Origin of the sequence: Rhizobium sp. BK529 (assembly GCF_014194105.1) — a bacterium.
Taxonomy (GTDB): domain Bacteria; phylum Pseudomonadota; class Alphaproteobacteria; order Rhizobiales; family Rhizobiaceae; genus Rhizobium.
The window spans coordinates 1,967,881-1,988,037 of sequence record NZ_JACIAU010000001.1; the positions used below are offsets into that span (position 1 = coordinate 1,967,881).

Sequence of the window (20,157 nt, forward strand, 5' to 3'; positions counted from 1 at the left end):
TGGCACGTTCCGGGGAAAATCCGTCCTGCCGGATGGCGTCAGCCGAGAAGACGCGGATATTCAATAGCCGGGCAATGGTTCATCACAACCTTGATGCCGCCGGCTTCCGCCTTGGCGGCGGCTGCATCATCACGCACGCCGAGCTGCGCCCATACAACCTGCGGGCGGGGCTCTAGCGCCAGCGCCTCGTCCACAACGTCTCCAAGATATTCGGAGGCACGGAAGACATCGACCATGTCGATCGGCTCGGGAATGTCAGCAAGCCGGGCATAAACGGTCTGGCCGTGGATCTGCTTGCCGGCCTGCCCGGGATTGACGGGAATGACCTTGTAGCCGCGCGACAGCAGGTAACTCATAACACCATTGCTCGGCCGAGCCGGATTGGGCGAAGCCCCCGTCAGCGCAATGGTTTTCACGGATTTCAGGATCCCGGAGAGATAGTCGTCGGCATAGGCATCGTGATTCATATCTGGCTTTCCCGGAAACAGATTTCATGTTTGCCGGTCATTGAAACCGGCGGCTTGTTTCAACGTATATATAGGTGCCGGAAAATATCAGGGAGAAATTGTGCCGTGAAAAAAATCGCCCTTACCCTCGCGCTCGTGCTAGCCGCCTCGCCGGCGCTTGCAATCTCGCGCTACAATCCGCTTGCCATGAGCTGCCAGAGCGTACGGGCGGCAATCCATAACGAAGGCGCCGTCATCTTTCGCTACACTTCGCCGCGAGGCCTTCCGCTCTATGACCGCTACGTGCGCAACAGCAGCTACTGCGACGCGACCGATTATGCGGAATGGACAAGCATTCCTTCCAAGGACAATCCAAGATGTCGGGTGCTGAACTGCCAGAATATGGACAACCTAGACGGGATGATGTTCATTCCACACTATAGCCTCTAGTCGGTATCCAATCGGAATTACGGATGTTAGCGGTCCTTTCGCATCTGCGAAAGGACCGATGTTCAATTTGCAGCTACAGAAATTCCAATCAAAATTCCTTTTAGTTGTGAATTTATAATCATTTCAAAGTTATAGAATAATGTCTATATTTCAGCATCATAGGGTCCCCGACATTTCCTTGAATAAAAAGACTTTCACCTTCCATGCATAATTTGATCGCGTTATGTTCACGCGTCCATTAGAGACATCTCATAGTTGAGTGAGGTGGGCGCGATTGAACGTATTTCGAGCGCACGCAGAAATTGCCACAACTATGGGCAATTGTTCGCCAGATCGATCCATGCTATCCGAAATTTGAACATGCCGGTACGGCGGTGCCTTAAATCGCGCAAACACAGGTTGTCATTTTAAGGTCCGTTCTAAACGGGAAAGCTGTAGTGTTTTCCCATGTCTTGTTGCACTGCTCCGGAACATTCATCTTGGCTCTCGACGTCGTTCTTCTCGTCCTTTTCGGTGCTCTTCTGCATGCGACATGGAATGCGATCATCAAAGCCGGCACCGATAAGTCGCTTGATGCTGCGCTGATCTCGGCGGGCGGTGCGGTCGCATCGGTGCCTTTCCTTCCGCTGCTACCTTTGCCGCAACCACAGGCCTGGCCCTTTATCGGCGCCTCCGCCATCCTACAGTTTGCCTATTTCCAGCTGGTCGCCGCAGCCTATCGGGCGGGCGATATCGGCCTCGTCTATCCATTGATGCGCGGCGGCGCTCCACTGCTGATCGTCGCGACCAGCGGCTTCATCCTCGGCGAAAATCTAACGGGTGGGGCGATTATCGGCACGATGACGATCTGCGCCGGCATTATGACACTTGCCTTCGAAGCTCGCCATGGCAGCCGCCACGCCATTGTGCTCGCCCTGATGAATGCCTGCGTCATCGCCACCTATACCTATGTGGATGGTATCGGCGCACGGCTTTCCGGCAATGCGGTTTCCTATACGCTCTGGATGTCGTTGCTGCCGCCGGTTCTGCTGTTCGCCTGGGCGATCTCGCAGCGTGGTCTGCCGACCGTCGGCAAACATATCCGCCGCAACTGGTGGCGGGGGCTGATTGGCGGCGCAGGCTCGATTGCCTCCTATGGGCTGGCGCTCTGGGCGATGACGAGGGCACCGGTCGCGACGGTGGCGGCGCTGCGCGAAACCGCCATCCTTTTTGCTCTCGTCATCTCGGTTGTGGTGCTGAAGGAAAAGGCCAGCGTCTGGCGCTATCTCGCCGGTGTCATCATCGCGCTCGGCGGACTGATCCTGAAGCTCGCCTGATCACTCGTCCTTCCATTCGGGCGTGCGCTTGCCAAGGAACGCACTGATCCCTTCCTGTGCATCGCCGGTCAGCATGCTGTCGACCATGATGCTTGCGGCATAATCGTAGGCTTCCGCAATCGGCATCTCCAATTGCCGGTAGAAGGCTTCCTTGCCGATCCTCAGAGCCTGCGGCGATTTCGAGGCGATGACGGAAGCATATTTGCTGACCACCTGCGTGAGATACTGCTTCGGCACTATACGGTTGACGAGACCGAAGTCCTTGGCAGTGGAGGCGTCAATCGTTTCGCCTGTCAGCAGCATTTCCATTGCCTGCTTGCGATGAGCGGCGCGCGAGACGGCAACAGAAGGCGTCGAGCAGAAAAGGCCGATGTTGACGCCCGGCGTGCAGAAGGTGGACGTATCCGTGCAGATCGCGAGATCGCAGCTCGCAACAAGCTGGCAGCCTGCGGCCGTCGCGAGACCGTCGATCTCTGCAATGACCGGCTTCGGCAGGCGAGTGATCTCCAGCATCAGGTCGGCGGCCAGCGCAAAGGTTTCCTCGAAGAAGGCGACGCCACCATCCTCGTCGGCGCGATGAGCCGTCAGCTCCTTCAAGTCATGACCGGCGGAAAAAACGTTGCCGGTCGAAGCGATGACGACGACACGCACATTGTCGTCGCCGCCGGCCCCCTGAAGTTCGCCCATCAGCGTTTCCATCATCGATATCGACAGGACGTGGGCCGGCGGATTGTTGAGCGTCAGACGCAATATGCCGCCGGAAAGCTGGCGAAGCACCAGGGCGCCCTCGCCCGAATTGTTGTTGTCCTTGCGGAAGGATACGATCTCGGCCATGGCATAGTCCTGTGTGCTGTCTCCGTTCGGCTCTTGTGCCATAAGGGTGCGGCGATTTCGAGCCGAATACGGCGCAGCAGTGCCTATGAAGGGTAAAACTTCGAGCTTTCGGGCGCATTAAAGTGAGGTATGTCAATACCTCATCTCTAAATAACTGTTTTTGCTTGTTTATTTTTCTTGTTGCCGAAAGCGTTTGTATTGACCCTATAGGTGATTGCCGTTATAAGCCGCGCCAGAAATGCAGCCTCTCGGGGCTGCTTTCTTTTTGGTCGTCTTATGGCTGACCAAAGCCAAGCAACAAGAAACGCCCCTTCGCCTTCGGGCATGGGGATCCAAGAGAGAGTAACAATTATGGTAACCTTCTCCCAGAAGCCTGCAGAGGTGGAGAAGAAGTGGGTCGTCATCGACGCCGAAGGGCTCGTCGTCGGTCGTCTCGCTTCCATCATCGCTATGCGTCTGCGTGGCAAGCACAAGGCAACTTTCACGCCTCACGTTGACGACGGCGACAACGTTATCGTCATCAACGCTGAAAAGGTCGTTTTCACCGGCAAGAAGTATTCTGACAAGGTTTACTACTGGCACACCGGTTATGCAGGCGGCATCAAGGAGCGTACCGCTCGTCAGATCATCGAAGGCCGCTTCCCGGAGCGCGTCCTCGAGAAGGCTGTTGAGCGCATGGTTCCGCGCGGTCCGCTCGGCCGTCGCCAGATGAAGAACCTGCGCGTTTACGCCGGCCCGAACCATCCCCACGAAGCACAGCAGCCGACCGTCCTCGACGTCGCAACGCTGAACAAGAAGAACGTAAGGAGCGCCTGATAATGGCTGACCTTTCCTCCCTGAAGGATCTCGGCACGTCGTCGGAAGCTGCTGTTGCCGCTCCGGCTCACGTCCGCAAGGTCGACTCGCTTGGCCGCTCCTATGCGACCGGCAAGCGCAAGGACGCCGTCGCCCGCGTTTGGGTCAAGGCCGGCTCCGGCAAGATCATCGTCAACGGCAAGGACTTCACGGCTTACTTCGCCCGTCCGGTTCTGCAGATGATCCTGCGTCAGCCGATTGTCGCGGCTGCCCGTGACGGCCAGTTCGACATCATCGCAACCGTTGCCGGCGGCGGCCTCTCCGGCCAGGCCGGTGCTGTTCGCCACGGTTTGTCCAAGGCACTCACCTACTTCGAACCGGGCCTGCGCTCGGTCCTGAAGAAGGGTGGCTTCCTGACCCGCGACAGCCGCGTCGTTGAACGTAAGAAGTATGGTAAGGCCAAGGCCCGCCGTTCGTTCCAGTTCTCGAAGCGCTAATCGCTTTCTGGATATGCTTTCATGGAGGCCGGGCTCACGCCCGGCCTTTTCTTTATTCCGGCTTGTTGAAGAAGGCTTCGAGCCGATAGCCGTCCGGATCGATGACGAAGGCTGCATAATAGAACTGCCCGTAATCCGGGCGGATGCCGGGCGAACCGTTATCCTCGCCGCCATTGGCAAGGGCTGCGGCATGGAAGGCTTTGACAGCCTCCTCGCTCGTGGCAACAAAGCAAAAATGCAGGCCAGAGCCGCGATCTGCCGGCACCGGGCGCTCCACTTCGCTGACCCAGAAGGCCGGCCGTTCGGCGCCATATCCCATCGTTCCATCGAAATTCGACAGCCGCTCGTAACCGAGCGGTGCCAGTGCCGCGTCGTAGAATTGGCGTGATCTCTCGAGGCTTTTTACCCCGATTGAAATGTGATCGAACATTGCCCGTGGCTCCTTCCTGGTTCGGTCGGCGCAGCTTCTTGGAAGCAATTTGCGAAGTCAACGCATTGGCGATCACCTATTGTCGTCGATGCCCGACACTGGTAAAGCGGTACCATATTCAGACCAGACAAGACAGGACCTGAGATGGGAGCCACCCCGTCCGCAGACAGATTCGCCGCAGCAACCTTTTGATGTTGTTGCGGCATCTGTCCGACCAATCCACACAGTGATGAGAAGGCAGATCGCCGTCGAATGAACTCATTCGAGCGGATGAATATCCATGCCTTCCGAAAACAGAAACTGGACTTGCTCCCTGCCGGCCGCGCTGCTGCTGCTGGCGCCCTTCGATATCCTAGCCTCGCTTGCCATGGATATCTATCTCCCCGTCGTTCCGAAGATGCCTGAAGCACTCGGCACCTCGGCGACAGTCGTTCAACTGACGCTGAGCCTTTACATGCTCATTCTTGGTGCCGGACAGATGCTCTTCGGGCCTCTGTCGGACCGGATCGGTCGGCGCCCAGTGCTGCTTGGCGGCGCACTGCTGTTTGCGGCTTCCTCACTGCTGCTCGCAGCCACCTCGTCGGCCGCACTATTCCTCATGCTGCGACTGCTGCAGGCGACAGGCGCGTCGGCGGCACTTGTGGCGACCTTTGCAACGGTGCGCGACATCTATGCCGTAAGGCCGGAAGGCGCCGTCATCTACAGCCTGCTTGGCGCGATCCTCTCCTTCGTGCCAGCGCTTGGACCGATCGCCGGCGCACTGGTTGCCGATCATGTCGGATGGCGTGCCATCTTCCTGCTGCTCAGCGGGCTGATGGTCGCAGCGATCCTCAATGCGCTGCGGGGCTGGCACGAAACGAGACCTGAGACATCGGCCAAGACGCCGATCAGCATAGGCACGATCCTGGCGAATGCACATTTCTGGACCTACACGACAGGCTTCAGCGCGGCGATGGGAGCCTTCTTCGTATTCTTTTCCACCGCACCTCGTGTGCTCATCGATCATGCCGGTTTTTCGGGTCTCGCCTTCAGCCTCTCCTTTGCCACGGCAGCGGCGGTGATGATCATCTCAGCACGTTTCGCTGGCCGCTTCGTCGCACGATGGGGAATGGCCGGTAGCCTCGCCCGCGGCATGGGCATGCTTCTTGTCGGCGCATTGTTCCTCGGCATCGGTGAAGTGCTGCTTGCTCCATCGTTCGTCAGCTTCGTCCTGCCCATGTGGATCATTGCTGGCGGTATCGTGCTGACGACCGCGGTCACAGCGAACGGTGCGCTGGCGGCCTTTGGCCAAACAGCCGGAACGGCTGTCGCGCTCTATTTCTGTGTCGAAAGCCTTATCGTCGGCTGCGTCGGCACGCTCTTCGTGCTGCTACTGGACGGCAATACGGCATGGCCGCTCGCCGGCTATTGCACGATGATGAGTATCATCACCCTGCTTGCGTTACGCCTCATCCGCGCTCGCGGCTGAGACCAAAAGGGCGGCGGAGAAGATCCGCCGCCTTGCCCTGAAATGTGATTCCTTGAAATCTGTCAGAAGCTCACCTACCCCTTCCTATAGTGACAAGGAACCCGCACATGTCGACCGCCCAGCCCTCGCCCTTCGCCGCCACACCCGAGCCTCCATATTACATCGTTACCTTCTCCTCTATTCGCACCAAAGGCGATAACGGCTACGGCGCCATGTCCGATCGGATGGCGGAGTTGGCGTTGCAGCAGCCGGGCTGTCTGGGGGCCGAAAGCGCCCGAGATGCCGATGGCTTCGGGATCACCAATTCCTATTGGGCGGATGAGGAAAGCCTGAGGGCCTGGAAGCAGGTGGTGAGCCATCTGGCCGCCCAGCGGCTTGGCCGCGAGCGCTGGTACAAGCAATATAAGGTTCGCATTGCGCGGGTAGAACGCGCCTATGAATTCACCGCGGAGGAAGGTCCTGACCATGGCAAATAAGTCAATCGACCATGCCTTCACCGCACAGAGCCTGACATCGATCGCCTCCGACCCGACCTTTGCCGGCGCGCTTTCCTTCATGCGCCGCCGCTTCACCAAGGATCTGACCGGCGTCGATGCCGTCGTCTGGGGCATCCCTTTCGATGCGGCGACCTCTAACCGGCCAGGCACACGCTTCGGGCCGCAGGCGATCCGCCGGGCGTCGGCGATCTTCGACAATGATCCACAATATCCGTTCCAGCGCGATCTCTTCGCCGAGATGGCCGTCATCGACTATGGCGACTGCCTGCTCGACTACGGCAATCATCAGGATACGCCCGCCGCCATCGAGCGGCAGGCGGGCGCCATCCTCGACAGCGGCGCCTTCCTGCTCACGCTCGGCGGCGACCATTATGTCACCTGGCCGCTCTTGAAGGCGCATGTCGCGCGGCACGGCCCGCTGGCGCTCGTGCAATTCGACGCACATCAGGACACCTGGTTCGACGAAGAGCGGCGTATCGACCACGGCTCCTTCGTGGCGCGTGCGGTGCGCGCCGGCCTTATCGATCCCGACCGTTCGATCCAGATCGGCATCCGCACCCATGCGCCCGAGGATTTCGGTATTCACATCCTCTACGGTCATCAGATCGAGGAAATGAGCGCTAGCGATATCGCCTCTGCAATCATCACCCATACGAAGGGCTCGCCCGCATACCTGACCTTCGATATCGATTGCCTGGATCCGGCCTATGCGCCCGGCACTGGCACGCCGGTTTCGGGCGGCCCTTCCAGCGCGAAAATTCTCTCCACATTGCAGCGGCTGAAACAGCTCGATGTCAGAGGCGCCGACGTCGTCGAAGTCTCTCCGCCCTATGATCACGCCGATATCACCGCCATTGCGGGGGCGACGGTCGCGATGTATATGCTGGGCCTCCACGCCGAACGGCGCGCGACGGCAATTTGAATGCCGTTATCAAATTGATTCAACTTCGTGGCAAACTGATTCCGGAAACAACCCGAACCCGCTGAAAGTGCAGGATAATCATGGCAGCAAAGATCTTCATCGATGGCGAAGCTGGAACGACGGGTCTGCAGATCCGCGAGCGTCTGGCGGAACGTCGCGATCTTGAGCTGCTGTCGATCCCGACTGAAAGCCGTAAGGACAAGGCCGTGCGCGCCGCCCTGCTGAACGAAGCCGATATCGCCATCCTTTGCCTGCCTGACGATGCCGCGAAGGAAAGTGTCAGCCTGATCGAGAACGGCAGCACCAAGGTGATCGACGCTTCGACGGCTCATCGTGTCGCAGAAGGCTGGGCTTATGGCTTTCCGGAAATGAGCAAGGAACAGGCCGGTATCATCGCCTCGGCCAAACGCGTCGCCAACCCCGGCTGCTGGCCGCAGGGGCCGATCGCCATGCTGCGCCCGCTGATCGAAGCCGGTCTGGTCCCGGCCGATTTTCCCGTCACGGTCAACGGCATCTCCGGCTATTCCGGCGGCGGCCGTACGATGATCGAGGACTACGTCGCCAAGGGCGAGGATGCGCCCGAATACATGCCTTACGGCCTGACCTTCAAGCACAAGCACCTGCCGGAGCTGCAGCGTTATGCCAAGCTTGGACGCGTGCCGTTTTTCCAGCCGGTCGTCGGCAATTTCGCGCAGGGCATGGTCGTGACCGTGCCGCTGCAGCTCTCGCATCTGCCGAAAGTGCCGAAGGGCGCCGACCTCCACGCTGCGATCGCCGATTATTATGCCGGCATCAAGGGCTTCGTCGAGGTCGCTCCCTTCGAAGCCTCGGAGCGCACGCCGGAACTCGACCCGGAAATCTACAACAACACTAACCGCATGCGCCTGCACGTCTTTGCCAATGACGATGTCGCGCAGGCGCTGCTAGTCGCCGTCTACGACAATCTCGGCAAGGGTGCCTCGGGCGCCGCCGTACAGAACATGGACCTGATGCTGGGCGTCTGACATCAGGCATTTGCCTGTTTCAGACGATTTAACGAAGACAGGGCGTCCTGCCCTGTCCTTCCATCCGGAATGCGGAGCCGACCGATGACGCTCGAAGCGGTGCTGACCGGCCTGCGCGCCTGGTTTGATGCCGCGCTGCCCGATCACGGCATCTCCGCGCTGATCGCCTTCGCTTTCGTGGCTGGCCTGGCGCGCGGCTTTTCCGGTTTCGGCGCAGCGCTCATCTTCATACCGTTGGCTGGTGCCGTCATCGGGCCGAAGCTCACTTCCCCCGTGCTGCTCTTGATCGACGGGCTTGCCACACTCGGCATGATCCCTGCCGCCTGGCGAGCCGCGGACAGGCAGGAGGTCTTCACAATGGCCGTTGGCGCAGCAATTGGGGTCCCCGCCGGAACAGCAGCGCTGGCGCTTTTGGATCCGCTCGCCCTGCGCTGGGCCATCTCAGGCATTGCGATCGGTTTGCTGGCACTGCTTATTTCCGGCTGGCGCTATCACGGCAGGCCGGTGGCACCGCTCACTGCCGCAATCGGCCTCATCGCCGGCCTCTTCAGCGGTGCGGCACAACTCGGCGGTCCGCCTGTGGTCGCCTATTGGCTCGGGGGTGCCAGCAACTTCACCCGTGTGCGTTCGAACGTCATTCTATACTTCTCGATCTCCACCATCTTCAGCTTCGTCAGCTATTATTTCGGCGGTCTCTTCGTCTCCGCGGTCTTTGCGCTGACGATCACCACACTGCCGGCGTACGCGGTCGGCCTCTGGAGCGGTTCAAAACTGTTCGGGCTCGCGAAGGAAAGCACCTTCCGCATGGCCTGCTACATCCTGATTGCGGTCTCGGCGATCGGCGGCTTGCCCGTCTTCGACAGTCTGCTTCGATAGCGCCCGACTACGATTGCCCGCCCGCCACGAAGGCCATACACTCCCCTGCGAGGGGAATTTCATGATATCGGTTCTGATTGGCATTGCCATCATCGGAGGAACGACCGCAACCGTGCTTGCGGCCTATTATGTCATGTATCTGGTCATGGGCGGTGACCCGGGCGGGCGAGACAGGGAACTGGCAAGTTCTGTCATCACCCGCATTGCCAGCCTGCACGCACTGATACTTGCCCTCGTTTTCGCGCAGGAAATGATTGAATATCAGGCCTTGCGGACGGAAAGCGCGGTGGAAAGCAATGCGGTCGGCGATGTTTTTTATGATGCCGAGCGCTACGGTCCGGAGGCGCAAGCACCGATCCAGAGGGCGCTGAAAGACTATGTCCGCATCGTCATCGAGCAGGAGTGGAGCGAACTCGGGCGCACCGGCGAGCTTTCTTCGGCAGCGTGGGATCAGTGGAACATCGCCTATCTGAAGATTCTCGAACTGGCTCCCACCAATGCCAAGCAGGAGAGCCTGCGCAGCCACATGCTCGAAGAGATCCATATGATCTCGGAATCCCGCGACCGGCGGGAAAACAGCGGCACCGACTCCCTTAGCCCGATCTTCTGGTTCGCGGCGGTTTCGGGTGTGATCTTCACCGCCATCGGCTACTACCCTTACGCGCCCGACGGCCGCAACCTGCTGCTGCTATCGATCTTCGGCATCTTTACCGGCATCATCCTCTTCTTCATCTATGCCTTCTCCAATCCCTACAGTCCGCCCGCCACGCTCTTCCCGACAGCCTTCGAGCGATTGCAGGAGGAGATCAGCGGACCTGATCCGTGAGTAGAACCGATTGCAATCGCGGCCACATGCAAAAGCCTATCGCCTTGCGCTGCATTTTGCGGTAGAAGCAGCACGCTGAAAGCGACATCGGCGCTGCCTGATTAGCGCGCTACCCATTGTTCCGTCCCAACGGGAGGCATTCATGAAAACGATCCTGAGCAACCAAGAAAACAAGATCAACACTCAGGATATCCGTCTTCATGTCCAGTTTGCTTTCACGCGCGAGGAAAAACCCGCCGCGTCTTAACCTTAACTTCTCAACCGCCTCACAGCCCCAAAACAGGCGTCGGCTGCGCCTGTACAAGTTCTTGTCCTATTTCCGGCCGCATCTTCCGCTGCTCATGGCGGATATCGGCTGCGCCATCGTCGTCGCTGCTGCGGCGGTGGCCTTGCCGCTCTGCGCCAACATCGTCATGAGCCAACTTATCGAGCTCAAGGATATCTCTTCGGCCTATTGGCAGATCCTCGGTATGGGCAGCCTTATGCTGGCCATCGTGGCGATCGAGACAGCCGCCATCTTCTTCGTCGATTATCGCGGCCACATGATGGGCGCGCATATCGAGGCCAATATCCGGCAGGAACTGTTCGACCATTGCCAGAAGCTGTCCTTCGGCTTCTACGACCGGCACCGGACAGGACAATTGATGAGCCGCATCGTCGGCGATTCGTTCTGGCTCGGCGAACTCTTCCATCACGGGCCGGAAGACTTGCTGATCGCCATGCTCAAATATAGCGGCGCCATGGCGGTGCTGGTCTTCATCGATCCGCAGCTTGCATTTCTGATCCTGCTTCTAACGCCTTTTGCCGTGGCCTATGCGCTGCACTTCAACCGGCGCATGAGCCGTGCGCTCGATGCGAGCAAGCAGGAGATCGCCGCCGTCAATGAAAGAGTTGAGGATGCGCTGGCGGGTATCCGCGTCGTCCAGTCCTTTGCCAACGAAGATCTGGAGCGGAAGCGCTTTGCCGTCCTGAACAGGCGCTTCCTTCAGAGCCGCGCCGACGGCTATCGCAGCGAAGCCTGGTTCTCTGCCGGCGCGGAGACCTTCGCCCAAATCATCACGCTTCTGGTCATCATCCTCGGCGGGCTGCGCATCCTTGCGGCGGAGCTCACCATTGCCGATCTTCTGACCTTCCTGCTCTGCGTTGGCGTCCTGGTCGATCCGGTCAAGCGCATGGCCAACCTCGCCCGTCTTTGGCAGGAGGGCTATACGGGCTTCGTGCGGGCGATGGAGATCCTGGAGATCGACCCCGACGTGGTGGATCGCCCTTCGGCCGGCGAATTGCACGCGCCGAAGGGAGAGATCCGGCTCTCGCATGTCGATTTCAGCTACGAGGACGGCGCGGAAGTGCTGAGCAATCTGTCGCTGACAATCCGGCCGGGCGAATTCGTCGCACTTGTCGGCCCGTCTGGTGTGGGCAAGAGCACGCTTTGCGCGCTGCTTCCGCGCTTCTACGATGTCACCGGCGGTTCGATCGAAATCGACGGCACCGATATCCGCGATGTAACGCTCGCCTCGCTGCGCCGCCATCTCGGCGTGGTGCAGCAAGATGTCTATCTCTTCGCCGGCACGGTCGCGGATAACCTGCGTTATGGCCGTCCAGATGCGACGGACGAAGAGGTGGAAGCTGCGGCCCGCGCTGCCCATGCACATGAATTCATCATGGCATTGCCGCTGGGCTATCAGACCGATATTGGCCAGCGCGGCGTGAAACTGTCGGGCGGGCAGCGCCAGCGGCTGACGATCGCCCGCGCCTTCCTCAAGAACCCGGCCATCCTCATCTTCGATGAAGCGACGAGCGCGCTCGACAATGAAAGCGAGCGTGCCGTGCAGCAGGCCTTCCTGACGCTTGCCAAGGGGCGCACGACCCTCGTCATCGCGCACCGTCTTTCGACGATCCGCCATGCCGACCGTATTCTGGTGCTCACCGGTGACGGCATCGTCGAGGAGGGCAATCACGACAGGCTGATGGAAAGCGGCGGCATCTATGCCAATCTCTATGGGCTGCAGGCCAGTATCTGAGGACTGAGACGACGACATGCGGAACGATTCGGCAGACGAGACCTGAATTGTTCCGCAAATCGATCAACTAATAGTTCTATTCAGCCGGAGGAAGGAACATCATGACAGTGCTGCGCATCGTCCCGAATATCGCCACCGATTCCATTGAAGAGGTGGGAAATTTCTATTCAAAGCTGTTCGACCTTAATATCGTCATGGATCATGGCTGGATCGTCACCCTTGCGTCCGACCAGCGAGCACTCACCCAGATCGGAATCGCGACGGAAGGCGGATCGGGAGCCGCTGTGCCCGACATTTCGATTGAAGTCGATGATGTGGACGAGATCTATCAACGCGCTGTGACGGGCGGGCATGCGATCGTATATGGGCCGGCCGACGAGCCCTGGGGCGTTCGTCGTTTCTTTATTCGCGATCCCAGTGGAAAGCTGCTGAATATCCTCTCCCATGCGGGCTGATGAGGCTGCGCCTGTTCCTCGCGAACATTCTGACCGGTCAACTGCTGGCCATTTCGGTCTTTGTCGGAAGCTGGTAGCGGTATCCACTCAATAGGTGCATGGGCGATTGTTGCTCGGACGGAAACCGCCGGCGCAGGCCGGGTTGAGCGACGTATCCTCGCCATAGTCATACCGTTCCGTCGATGTGCAGCCCGAAGCAATTGCGGAAAGCGCGATCAGCACGCCGGCCATTACGAACGTGCGAAATCTGCTCATCTGAACACCCCCGTCATAGGATCGCCCATACGCCAGATCATAATCTAGCATGTCACGGCGAAAACAAGCGAGGACTTATCGCATTGATCTCGTTCACTCTTCTGCGATCCGGGAGCAGCTGCCCCCTGCTCAGTCGCGCTCGGCGATAACAGTTGTGCGGGAATATTCGCCGTAAAAACCGCGCCAGTTGGCGACGGCAAAACCGAAGACAACGAGGGCACCTGCCTGGTGCAGCAGGCCCCAATGCAAGGGCACCTCGAGCAGCAGCGTCGTGATGCCGATCGCCGCCTGGATGGTGACGAGCGCAAAGAGCACTACAGTTCGGCGCGCATGGGTGGTCCAGGATGCGGCGCGCAACGCAATCACCATGTTGACGAGCGCCAGCGCAAAGAGCGTATAGGCCCCCAGACGGTGGATGAACTGCACCGTCTTCGGGTTCTCGAACAGATTGATCCAGAACGGCTGCTGGATGAAGAGATCCGAAGGCACGACGGCGCCATCCATCAGAGGCCAGGTATTATAGGTGAAGCCCGCGTCGAGGCCGGCCACCAGCGCGCCGAGATAGATCTGGAAGAGCGAGAAGATGGCGATCGCAGCAGCCCAGCGGTGGGAATTCTTCGTCGGCGCCGGATCGTCCGCATGCGGCGAGAGCCCACGCATGATCCACATGCAGGCGGCGAAGATCAGGCAAGCCATGACGAGATGAGTGGCAAGGCGGTATTGGCTGACGTCGGTACGCACCGCAAGGCCGGAGGAGACCATCCACCAGCCGATGAAGCCCTGCAGGCCGCCGAGCGCAAGAATGCCGGCGAGCGGCCAGCGCAGGCGCTTCTCAATCCGGCCGGTCGCCCAGAAAAAGATCAGCGGCAGTGCGAAGATCACACCGATTCCGCGGGCGATCAGCCTGTGTGCCCATTCCCACCAAAAGATGCCCTTGAACTGCTCCACGGTCATGTCGCTGTTCAGTTGCTGAAATTCGGGGATACGCTGGTAGAGCTTGAATTCCTCTTCCCACTCGGCAGCGTTGAGCGGCGGGATGACACCGTGGATCGGCTTCCATTCGGTGATGGAGAGACCGGAATTGGTAAGCCGCGTCGCGCCGCCCACCAACACGAGACAGAAGAGCGCCAGAAGCACGAAACCCAGCCAGATGCGAACCGCGCGGCGGTTATTGTTCTGCCTACGCACCTCAGTGCGGATCGCCTGCTCCGGGCTCAGGTTCGCGACGGCCATGATCTCTCCTTTTATCCGGCAGTTGATTTGCCCCACCGGCTGATGCAAAACAAGCCCCGAACCTTTGCGGCATGCCGTCGCGCCGGCTCAGTCCCATCCGTTCGAAAGTTATACGATGCCCGTCCGCCTTCGCAAATTCATCGGCACGATCCTGATCATCATCCTCGTGCTTTTCTATGCGATTGTGGCCAATACCATCGCGGTCGCGACGCTCGGCAATGCACCCTGGTGGGGGCATCTGCTTTACTTCGCGCTCACCGGCCTGCTCTGGGTGCTGCCAGCCATGGTCATCATCAAGTGGATGGCCGGTCCGAAACAGCAGTAGGACCCGATTAACGGCGGGATAACCCTGATCTGCGGAAAACCTCGCCCTGACGCGGCCGTTAAACCAAATATACGTCTGCCCGCTCTAGCTTCCTCTGCAGCAATCTCTCGACCGGAGAAAAAACCGTGCAGACGCAGAGGCTCGATGTCCTTGAACAACCGTTCGACGCTGTGGCGCAAGCCGAAGCCGGCATTTCCCGGCTGCGACAACTCAGCGTGAAACTCGCCATGGCCGAACTCGACATCCAGCTTTTCGACAGAATGGAGCCACTCGAAGAGGAATGGCGCGCGTTTGAACGCGACAACCTTTCCTCGCTGCACCAGAGCTATGATTGGTGCGCAGCCTGGGTGGCCGCCTTCCGCCGTCCGCTCGCCATCCTGCGCGGCACGAGCGGCGGCCAAACCGCCTTCATCCTGCCGGTGGAGATCGTCGCCTTGCGCGGTGTGCGGATCGCCAAATTCATCGGCGCTGATCACAGCAATATCAATACCGGCCTCTTCTCGCAGGCCTTTGCCGAAAACAGCGAGAAGGTGGATCACCAACACCTTGCCGACCACCTTCGTGCAGCACTCGCCGGCAAGGCCGATCTGCTTCTCCTGCAGAACATTCCACTAGAGTGGCGCGGCCGCCGCAATATGCTTGCCGGCCTGCCCTTGGTGCAGAACCAGAACCATGCCTACCAGCTCCCGTTCCTCGATACGTTCGAGAAGACGTTGCAGCAGCTGAACGCCAAGAGCCGACGCAAAAAATTCCGGGCGCAGAGCCGGCGGCTCGAAGCCATCGGCGGCTTCGATTATATCGCGCCGGAAACGTCCTCGGAGCAGCACGAACTGCTCGACATGTTCTTCCGTCTGAAAAGCGCCCGCTTCGCCTCGCTCGGCCTGCCCGATGTTTTTGCGGATACGGAAACCAAGGCCTTCCTGCACGGCCTGATCGACAGGGGGAATGGCGACAATTTCGGCCTGCGGATGCGTGCCCTTCGCCTGAAGGGCGACTATGAGGGGCGCATCGCCGCGCTGTCGGGAATTTCCCGGAAGGGTGACCATGTCATCTGCCAGTTCGGCGCGATTGATGAGGATTTGGTTGCGGATACCAGCCCCGGCGAATTCCTCTTCTGGCAGATGATCTCAAGCCTGCATGACAAGGGAGTGGCACTCTTCGATTTCGGCCTCGGCGATCAGACCTACAAGCGCTCCTGGGCGCCGGTCGAAACGGATCATTACGATGTCGTTTTGCCACTCTCCGGCGTCGGCATCGCAGCCGGTGCGGCGCACCGGGCGATCACCCGCGGCAAGGCCTTCATCAAGGCCCGGCCTGCTCTCTACAAATTCGCCCAGAACATCCGGGCGAAAGCCGGGTAAGTAGGCCGCGCAAAAGTGCCCGGCGGCAGCTTAAAGGATCAGGCCGCGTGGCGCGCGGGGCTGCGCATCGCGGCCTCTTCACCACCCGACATCAAAACCACCCGCTCGTAACCGGCGCTCTGGAAGTTCTGCATCAGGCCGACGAAAGCACTCTCGTCGATCTCCGGTAGCGACAGGATGACCTCGATTTCCTTGCTGCGCGTCAACCGCGAAACGCCCGCAACATCGGCCGCGCCGCATTCCACGAGCACAATATCGTAAGCAGAGGACAGTGCATCGAGCAGCAGCGAGAGCCTGTCGACGCCCCGCATCGCGCGGCGCACGTCGCTGACACCCTGCGGGATCAGATGCGCATCGGAAAGCCGGTCGCCGTGGATCGTCTCGCCGAAGGCGGCCTCGCCGCAGAGCAGATCGGTGACGCCGAGTGCCTCGGGATTCTCGGCCATCAATTCGGTCGGATAACCCGAGCCCGTCATGTCGATCAGGATCACGCGGCGTCCGTCATCGGCGAGCAACCGCGCCAAGGCAACGGTTGCAGCAGAGCCATTGTCACCGGTCGGAGATATGGAAACAGCAAGCGGTGCGCGGCTGTCGGCGAGATAGGTCGCGACAGAGGAGACGGAGAATTCGTTTTCGTCGACAGGCGGTTCCTCGGCCGGCTCAGCTTCCGGCTCCTCATCATCGATGGCTGCCGTCAACATGCTGGGCGTGACAAGCTTTGCGGCGGGAGTGGGGGCAGTTCCCGCAGGAATGGGGGCCGCGTTGCCCTGCCCATCTTCCTCCACCCTGTCTTCGATCATGCGAGGTTCGACCGGGCGAAGCGCGCGGCCGCTGAAGAGTTCGGAGAGCATGATGACGATCGCGCTCATGATGAATGTCGCGACGGCGGCAACGATGACGATCGGCACGACCTTCGGGAAATAGGGATCGACCTGCTCGATCGCCTTCGAAACGATACGGGCGTCTGCCGGACTGGAATTGCGGTCGGCGCGGGAAGCAGCCTCGCGATAACGAACGAGATAGGTTTCGAGAAGCTGGCGCTGGGCGTTTGCCTCACGCTCCAGCGCGTTCAGGCCGACTTCGTCCTCGCCTGCCTTGGCACTATTGGCCTGCAGCCTGTCGGACTGCTGCTCCAGCTCCTTTGCGCGCAGATCGGCGACCTTTGTCTCATTCTCGATACTTGCCAGAATCTTCTGCGTTTCCTGGCGGATCTGCGTGCGGATATCGGCAAGCTGGGCCCGCAGACTCTTCAGCCGCGGATGATTGTTGAGCAGACTCGTCTGCAGGTCCGAGATCTGCGACTGCAGGCCGGATTCAGTTGCCTTCAGGCGCTGAATCGACTGCGAGGACATGATGTCGGGCAGCGTGTCGGAAGCTTCGCCCGATGACAGCGCATTGCGCACGGCCTGTGCCCTCGCCTCGGCATTCGCTTTGTCGGTGCGCACGCGGGTAAGCTCCACGGAAATATCGTTGAGCTGCTGTGCGGGAAAGGTCGTCGTGCCATTGGTCTGCAGCAGACCATGAGTGGTGCGGTAGTCGGCGACCTTCTTCTCCGCCTCGTTCACCTTCTGGCGCAGGCTGTCGATCTCCGGTTCCAGCCAGCGAGTGGCTTCCGAATTGGAATCGAGCTTGGCACCGCTCTGGACCGCGAGATAGACTTGTGCCATGGCATTCGGAATGCTGGCGGCGAGCTTGGGATCTTTCGACGTGAAGGTGATACCGATCACTCGCGAACCGGGGACCTGATAGACCTGCAGCCGCTCGGTGAAGGCGTCAATGACGCGCTCCTCCGGCGGATTTTCGAGCGGGTTCTTCTTCAGGTGGAGCTTCACCAGGATATCGCCGAGTGCCGAACCGTTCGCCGCGTCATCGAATTCCGGCAGGTTGTAGAGCTTCAGATTGCTGATGACCTGCTTGATGAGGTCGGCCGATTGCAGAAGCTGCACCTGGCTCGCGATGTTCAGCTCGTCGAGCAGCGGTCCGGCATTGGCGTCAGTCGTCTGTGTATTGGCGAAGGCTGGAGCCCGCGGCTCGATGAGAAGACGCGTTTCACTGCGATATTGCGGCGAGATCATCTTGGCGCCGGCAAAGGCAACAGCCGCACCCAATGCGGTGATCGACAATATTCTCAGACGACGTGCCCAGACCGCGCGCGCAAGCTGGCCGAGGTCGATGTCCACATCCTGATCACTCGCTACGCGGGACATGCTCATACTCCGATACAAACTGCCTCAAGCGTAAACGATCATGGTAACTCAACGGTTAATGGCAATTCCCATCTCAAATGAGGTGCCTCCGATGAAGGAATTGCGGAAATCGGCGGATTTTTTACCAGGCATTAACCCTAATAGATCGATAACGGCTCGACTGAATTATCTTCCTGCGAGCAACCCGGATGCCCTTCGTCCAGCCCAAAATCCTGATGGCTATGAGCCTGGCCGCCACAATGGCTGCATTGGCGGGCTGCACCACCTATCAGCCTGCGCCGAAGGCCTTCAATCAGGCAACGATCCAGCCTTATTCGCTCGACAGCGGCGACCGCCTGCGCATAACAGTCTTCGATCAGGCGACGCTGACCAACACCTATACGGTGGATCAGGCCGGCTATATCGCATTCCCTCTTATCGGCCAGGTTCCTGCCCGCGGCCGCACCTTGCAGCAGCTCTCCGGCCAGATCGCCCAGAAGCTGCAACAAGGCTATCTGCGCGATCCCGACGTCACCATCGATGTCGACCGGTATCGTTCCATCTTCATCATGGGCGAAGTTGGTCAACCCGGCCAGTACGCCTACGTGCCCGGCATGACTGTGCAGAATGCCATTGCAGTCGCTGGCGGCTTTACCAGTCGCGCCAATCAGAGCATGGTCGACGTCACGCGCAAGATCAACGGACAGGTATTGACGGGTCGCGTCAATATTTCGGGCCCGATCGTCGCCGGCGATACGATCTATGTCCGCGAACGGCTCTTCTAGCCGATGGCAGAGCAGAGGCCTCTTCGCATCCTTCACTGCTTCAGGTCGCCGGTCGGCGGAATCTTCCGTCACGTCCGGGACCTGGTGGAGGAGCATAGCCAGGCGGGTCACGAGATCGGCATCATCTGCGACAGTTCGACTGGCGGCGAATACGAGGACCGTCTTTTCGACGATATCCGCCCCTTTCTTTCGCTCGGCCTGACGCGCATTCCTATACGGCGCTCGATCAGCCCGTCAGATGCCATGGTGCTCTGGAACACATTCAAGGAAATCAGGAGCTTGCGGCCGGATGTGCTGCATGGGCACGGCGCCAAAGGCGGCGTGCTCGCGCGGCTTGCCGGCTCAGCCCTGCGGGTCAACAGGTATCGCGTAGCCCGCCTCTATACCGCGCATGGCGGAAGCCTGCACTATTCGCGCGCCTCCCTGCTTGGCCAGTTCGTGCTGCGCATGGAACGGCTGCAGGAATATTTTACCGATGCGCTGGTCTTCATCTGCGAATATGAGCGACAGACCTATTCGACCAAAGTGGGTCGGCCGCTGGTCAAGAACCGGCTGATCTATAACGGCATCGGGGCGCGGGATTTTTCTGACGTTCCGACGCGCTCCGATGCAGTGCACTTCATTTATGTCGGCATGCTGCGCGACCTCAAGGGTCCCGATCTCTTCATCGATGCATTCGCCAAGACCGAGCGCCTGCTCGGGCGACCGCTTTCGGCGCTGATGATCGGCGACGGACCGGACCGCGATCGATACCGCGAAATGATGGTCGAGCGCGGCCTCGGCAAGCGCATCGGCATGCTACCGGCCATGCGCGTGAAAGAAGCCTTCGCCATGGCGCAGAATCTCGTCGTTCCCTCCCGGGCCGAAGCCATGCCCTACATAGTGTTGGAAGGGCTTGGTGCGGGCAAGACCGTGATCGCCTCGCGCGTCGGGGGCATTCCCGAGGTACTCGGCGCCGATAGTCCCGCTCTGGTGACACCGGGAGATTCCGACGATCTGGCGCGGGTGATGGCCGAGGCCCTGACGGTACCCGGCTGGCACGACAAGGTCATGCCCTCTCCCGACGCGGTCCGATCGGTCTTCTCTGCGCCCGTCATGGCCGGCGAGGTGCTGAAACTCTACCGGGAACTCGTAAATCCCGTTGCGGCACAGGCAATCCGGGCCGCCTCGTAAAA

At 59.9% G+C, this 20,157-nt stretch carries 22 protein-coding genes; 16 read left to right on the forward strand and 6 right to left on the reverse strand.

The window, feature by feature from the left end:
* Positions 1-38: 38 nt before the first annotated feature.
* Complete coding sequence (locus FHX08_RS09935; protein WP_184327102.1) at positions 39-467, reverse strand: CoA-binding protein; 429 nt, start codon at positions 465-467, stop codon at positions 39-41.
* A gap of 105 nt (positions 468-572) precedes the next feature.
* Here FHX08_RS09935 and FHX08_RS09940 point away from each other — a divergent pair, with 105 nt between their 5' ends.
* Positions 573-896 carry a hypothetical protein gene (locus FHX08_RS09940; protein ID WP_132651159.1) on the forward strand — a complete coding sequence of 108 codons (324 nt, stop codon included), beginning with the start codon at positions 573-575 and terminating at the stop codon, positions 894-896.
* 479 nt (positions 897-1,375) lie between these two features.
* The gene (locus tag FHX08_RS09945) at positions 1,376-2,212 is read left to right on the forward strand and encodes an EamA family transporter (RefSeq protein ID WP_132651158.1); all 837 of its coding nucleotides are present in this window, start codon (positions 1,376-1,378) and stop codon (positions 2,210-2,212) included.
* On the opposite strand, the gene FHX08_RS09950 is transcribed toward FHX08_RS09945, so the two are convergent.
* Positions 2,213-3,046, reverse strand: coding sequence for an enoyl-CoA hydratase (locus FHX08_RS09950; protein ID WP_132651157.1), 834 nt, complete (start codon positions 3,044-3,046; stop codon positions 2,213-2,215).
* Between the two features lie 351 nt (positions 3,047-3,397).
* Between FHX08_RS09950 and rplM the strand changes: the two genes are divergently transcribed.
* Together rplM and rpsI are read left to right on the forward strand one after the other, a co-directional pair.
* On the forward strand, positions 3,398-3,862 hold the full coding sequence (gene rplM, locus FHX08_RS09955; protein WP_132651156.1) for a 50S ribosomal protein L13: 465 nt from the start codon (positions 3,398-3,400) through the stop codon (positions 3,860-3,862).
* Positions 3,863-3,864: 2 nt separating this feature from the next.
* A complete protein-coding gene (rpsI, locus tag FHX08_RS09960; protein ID WP_132651155.1) occupies positions 3,865-4,338 on the forward strand; it encodes a 30S ribosomal protein S9 in 474 nt (157 codons plus the stop codon).
* Positions 4,339-4,390: 52 nt separating this feature from the next.
* On the opposite strand, the gene FHX08_RS09965 is transcribed toward rpsI, so the two are convergent.
* Positions 4,391-4,768: a VOC family protein gene (locus FHX08_RS09965; RefSeq protein WP_132651154.1), complete on the reverse strand. Its 378-nt coding sequence runs from the start codon at positions 4,766-4,768 to the stop codon at positions 4,391-4,393.
* 280 nt (positions 4,769-5,048) lie between these two features.
* On the opposite strand from FHX08_RS09965, the gene cml reads away from it, so the two are divergent.
* The 8 genes from cml to FHX08_RS10005 all read left to right on the forward strand — a co-directional run bounded on the left by cml (position 5,049) and on the right by FHX08_RS10005 (position 12,837).
* A complete protein-coding gene (gene cml / locus FHX08_RS09970) occupies positions 5,049-6,236 on the forward strand; it encodes a CmlA/FloR family chloramphenicol efflux MFS transporter (protein ID WP_132651153.1) in 1,188 nt (395 codons plus the stop codon).
* A gap of 107 nt (positions 6,237-6,343) precedes the next feature.
* Positions 6,344-6,712, forward strand: coding sequence for an antibiotic biosynthesis monooxygenase family protein (locus tag FHX08_RS09975; RefSeq protein WP_132651152.1), 369 nt, complete (start codon positions 6,344-6,346; stop codon positions 6,710-6,712).
* Positions 6,702-7,655: an agmatinase gene (gene speB / locus FHX08_RS09980; protein WP_132651151.1), complete on the forward strand. Its 954-nt coding sequence runs from the start codon at positions 6,702-6,704 to the stop codon at positions 7,653-7,655. The genes FHX08_RS09975 and speB overlap by 11 nt, the downstream gene beginning before the upstream one ends.
* Before the next feature lie 80 nt (positions 7,656-7,735).
* Positions 7,736-8,659: an N-acetyl-gamma-glutamyl-phosphate reductase gene (gene argC / locus FHX08_RS09985; RefSeq protein ID WP_132651150.1), complete on the forward strand. Its 924-nt coding sequence runs from the start codon at positions 7,736-7,738 to the stop codon at positions 8,657-8,659.
* Positions 8,660-8,743: 84 nt separating this feature from the next.
* Positions 8,744-9,535, forward strand: coding sequence for a sulfite exporter TauE/SafE family protein (locus tag FHX08_RS09990; protein ID WP_132651149.1), 792 nt, complete (start codon positions 8,744-8,746; stop codon positions 9,533-9,535).
* 61 nt (positions 9,536-9,596) lie between these two features.
* Positions 9,597-10,361: a DUF4239 domain-containing protein gene (locus tag FHX08_RS09995; protein ID WP_132651148.1), complete on the forward strand. Its 765-nt coding sequence runs from the start codon at positions 9,597-9,599 to the stop codon at positions 10,359-10,361.
* A 200-nt stretch (positions 10,362-10,561) separates the two neighbouring features.
* The gene (locus FHX08_RS10000; protein ID WP_132651147.1) at positions 10,562-12,382 is read left to right on the forward strand and encodes an ABC transporter ATP-binding protein; all 1,821 of its coding nucleotides are present in this window, start codon (positions 10,562-10,564) and stop codon (positions 12,380-12,382) included.
* Between the two features lie 101 nt (positions 12,383-12,483).
* A complete protein-coding gene (locus FHX08_RS10005; RefSeq protein ID WP_132651146.1) occupies positions 12,484-12,837 on the forward strand; it encodes a VOC family protein in 354 nt (117 codons plus the stop codon).
* Positions 12,838-12,924: 87 nt separating this feature from the next.
* Here the strand turns inward: FHX08_RS10005 and FHX08_RS10010 are convergent, their stop codons facing one another.
* Together FHX08_RS10010 and FHX08_RS10015 are read right to left on the reverse strand one after the other, a co-directional pair.
* Entirely contained in the window at positions 12,925-13,092 is a 168-nt protein-coding gene (locus tag FHX08_RS10010) for a hypothetical protein (RefSeq protein WP_165911819.1), read from the reverse strand.
* A gap of 129 nt (positions 13,093-13,221) precedes the next feature.
* On the reverse strand, positions 13,222-14,325 hold the full coding sequence (locus FHX08_RS10015; RefSeq protein WP_132651145.1) for a COX15/CtaA family protein: 1,104 nt from the start codon (positions 14,323-14,325) through the stop codon (positions 13,222-13,224).
* A 115-nt stretch (positions 14,326-14,440) separates the two neighbouring features.
* Between FHX08_RS10015 and FHX08_RS10020 the strand changes: the two genes are divergently transcribed.
* Positions 14,441-14,650, forward strand: a complete 210-nt coding sequence (locus FHX08_RS10020) for a DUF2842 domain-containing protein (RefSeq protein ID WP_132651144.1) — start codon at positions 14,441-14,443, stop codon at positions 14,648-14,650.
* Positions 14,651-14,775: 125 nt separating this feature from the next.
* Positions 14,776-16,011, forward strand: coding sequence for a GNAT family N-acetyltransferase (locus tag FHX08_RS10025; protein WP_132651143.1), 1,236 nt, complete (start codon positions 14,776-14,778; stop codon positions 16,009-16,011).
* Between the two features lie 38 nt (positions 16,012-16,049).
* On the opposite strand, the gene FHX08_RS10030 is transcribed toward FHX08_RS10025, so the two are convergent.
* Positions 16,050-18,218: a GumC family protein gene (locus FHX08_RS10030; protein WP_132651142.1), complete on the reverse strand. Its 2,169-nt coding sequence runs from the start codon at positions 18,216-18,218 to the stop codon at positions 16,050-16,052.
* 188 nt (positions 18,219-18,406) lie between these two features.
* On the opposite strand from FHX08_RS10030, the gene FHX08_RS10035 reads away from it, so the two are divergent.
* Together FHX08_RS10035 and FHX08_RS10040 are read left to right on the forward strand one after the other, a co-directional pair.
* Positions 18,407-18,982, forward strand: coding sequence for a polysaccharide biosynthesis/export family protein (locus tag FHX08_RS10035; protein ID WP_132651141.1), 576 nt, complete (start codon positions 18,407-18,409; stop codon positions 18,980-18,982).
* A gap of 3 nt (positions 18,983-18,985) precedes the next feature.
* The gene (locus tag FHX08_RS10040; protein ID WP_132651140.1) at positions 18,986-20,155 is read left to right on the forward strand and encodes a glycosyltransferase family 4 protein; all 1,170 of its coding nucleotides are present in this window, start codon (positions 18,986-18,988) and stop codon (positions 20,153-20,155) included.
* Positions 20,156-20,157 lie beyond the last annotated feature (2 nt).

Coding starts and splice junctions, on each gene's coding strand:
- FHX08_RS09935 (WP_184327102.1), bottom strand. CDS start 467: ATGAATCACGATGCCTATGCCGACGACTATCTCTCCGGGATCCTGAAA.
- FHX08_RS09950 (WP_132651157.1), bottom strand. CDS start 3,046: ATGGCCGAGATCGTATCCTTCCGCAAGGACAACAACAATTCGGGCGAG.
- rplM (WP_132651156.1), top strand. CDS start 3,398: ATGGTAACCTTCTCCCAGAAGCCTGCAGAGGTGGAGAAGAAGTGGGTC.
- rpsI (WP_132651155.1), top strand. CDS start 3,865: ATGGCTGACCTTTCCTCCCTGAAGGATCTCGGCACGTCGTCGGAAGCT.
- FHX08_RS09965 (WP_132651154.1), bottom strand. CDS start 4,768: ATGTTCGATCACATTTCAATCGGGGTAAAAAGCCTCGAGAGATCACGC.
- cml (WP_132651153.1), top strand. CDS start 5,049: ATGCCTTCCGAAAACAGAAACTGGACTTGCTCCCTGCCGGCCGCGCTG.
- FHX08_RS09975 (WP_132651152.1), top strand. CDS start 6,344: ATGTCGACCGCCCAGCCCTCGCCCTTCGCCGCCACACCCGAGCCTCCA.
- speB (WP_132651151.1), top strand. CDS start 6,702: ATGGCAAATAAGTCAATCGACCATGCCTTCACCGCACAGAGCCTGACA.
- argC (WP_132651150.1), top strand. CDS start 7,736: ATGGCAGCAAAGATCTTCATCGATGGCGAAGCTGGAACGACGGGTCTG.
- FHX08_RS09990 (WP_132651149.1), top strand. CDS start 8,744: ATGACGCTCGAAGCGGTGCTGACCGGCCTGCGCGCCTGGTTTGATGCC.
- FHX08_RS09995 (WP_132651148.1), top strand. CDS start 9,597: ATGATATCGGTTCTGATTGGCATTGCCATCATCGGAGGAACGACCGCA.
- FHX08_RS10000 (WP_132651147.1), top strand. CDS start 10,562: ATGTCCAGTTTGCTTTCACGCGCGAGGAAAAACCCGCCGCGTCTTAAC.
- FHX08_RS10005 (WP_132651146.1), top strand. CDS start 12,484: ATGACAGTGCTGCGCATCGTCCCGAATATCGCCACCGATTCCATTGAA.
- FHX08_RS10010 (WP_165911819.1), bottom strand. CDS start 13,092: ATGAGCAGATTTCGCACGTTCGTAATGGCCGGCGTGCTGATCGCGCTT.
- FHX08_RS10015 (WP_132651145.1), bottom strand. CDS start 14,325: ATGGCCGTCGCGAACCTGAGCCCGGAGCAGGCGATCCGCACTGAGGTG.
- FHX08_RS10020 (WP_132651144.1), top strand. CDS start 14,441: ATGCCCGTCCGCCTTCGCAAATTCATCGGCACGATCCTGATCATCATC.
- FHX08_RS10030 (WP_132651142.1), bottom strand. CDS start 18,218: ATGTCCCGCGTAGCGAGTGATCAGGATGTGGACATCGACCTCGGCCAG.
- FHX08_RS10035 (WP_132651141.1), top strand. CDS start 18,407: ATGCCCTTCGTCCAGCCCAAAATCCTGATGGCTATGAGCCTGGCCGCC.
- FHX08_RS10040 (WP_132651140.1), top strand. CDS start 18,986: ATGGCAGAGCAGAGGCCTCTTCGCATCCTTCACTGCTTCAGGTCGCCG.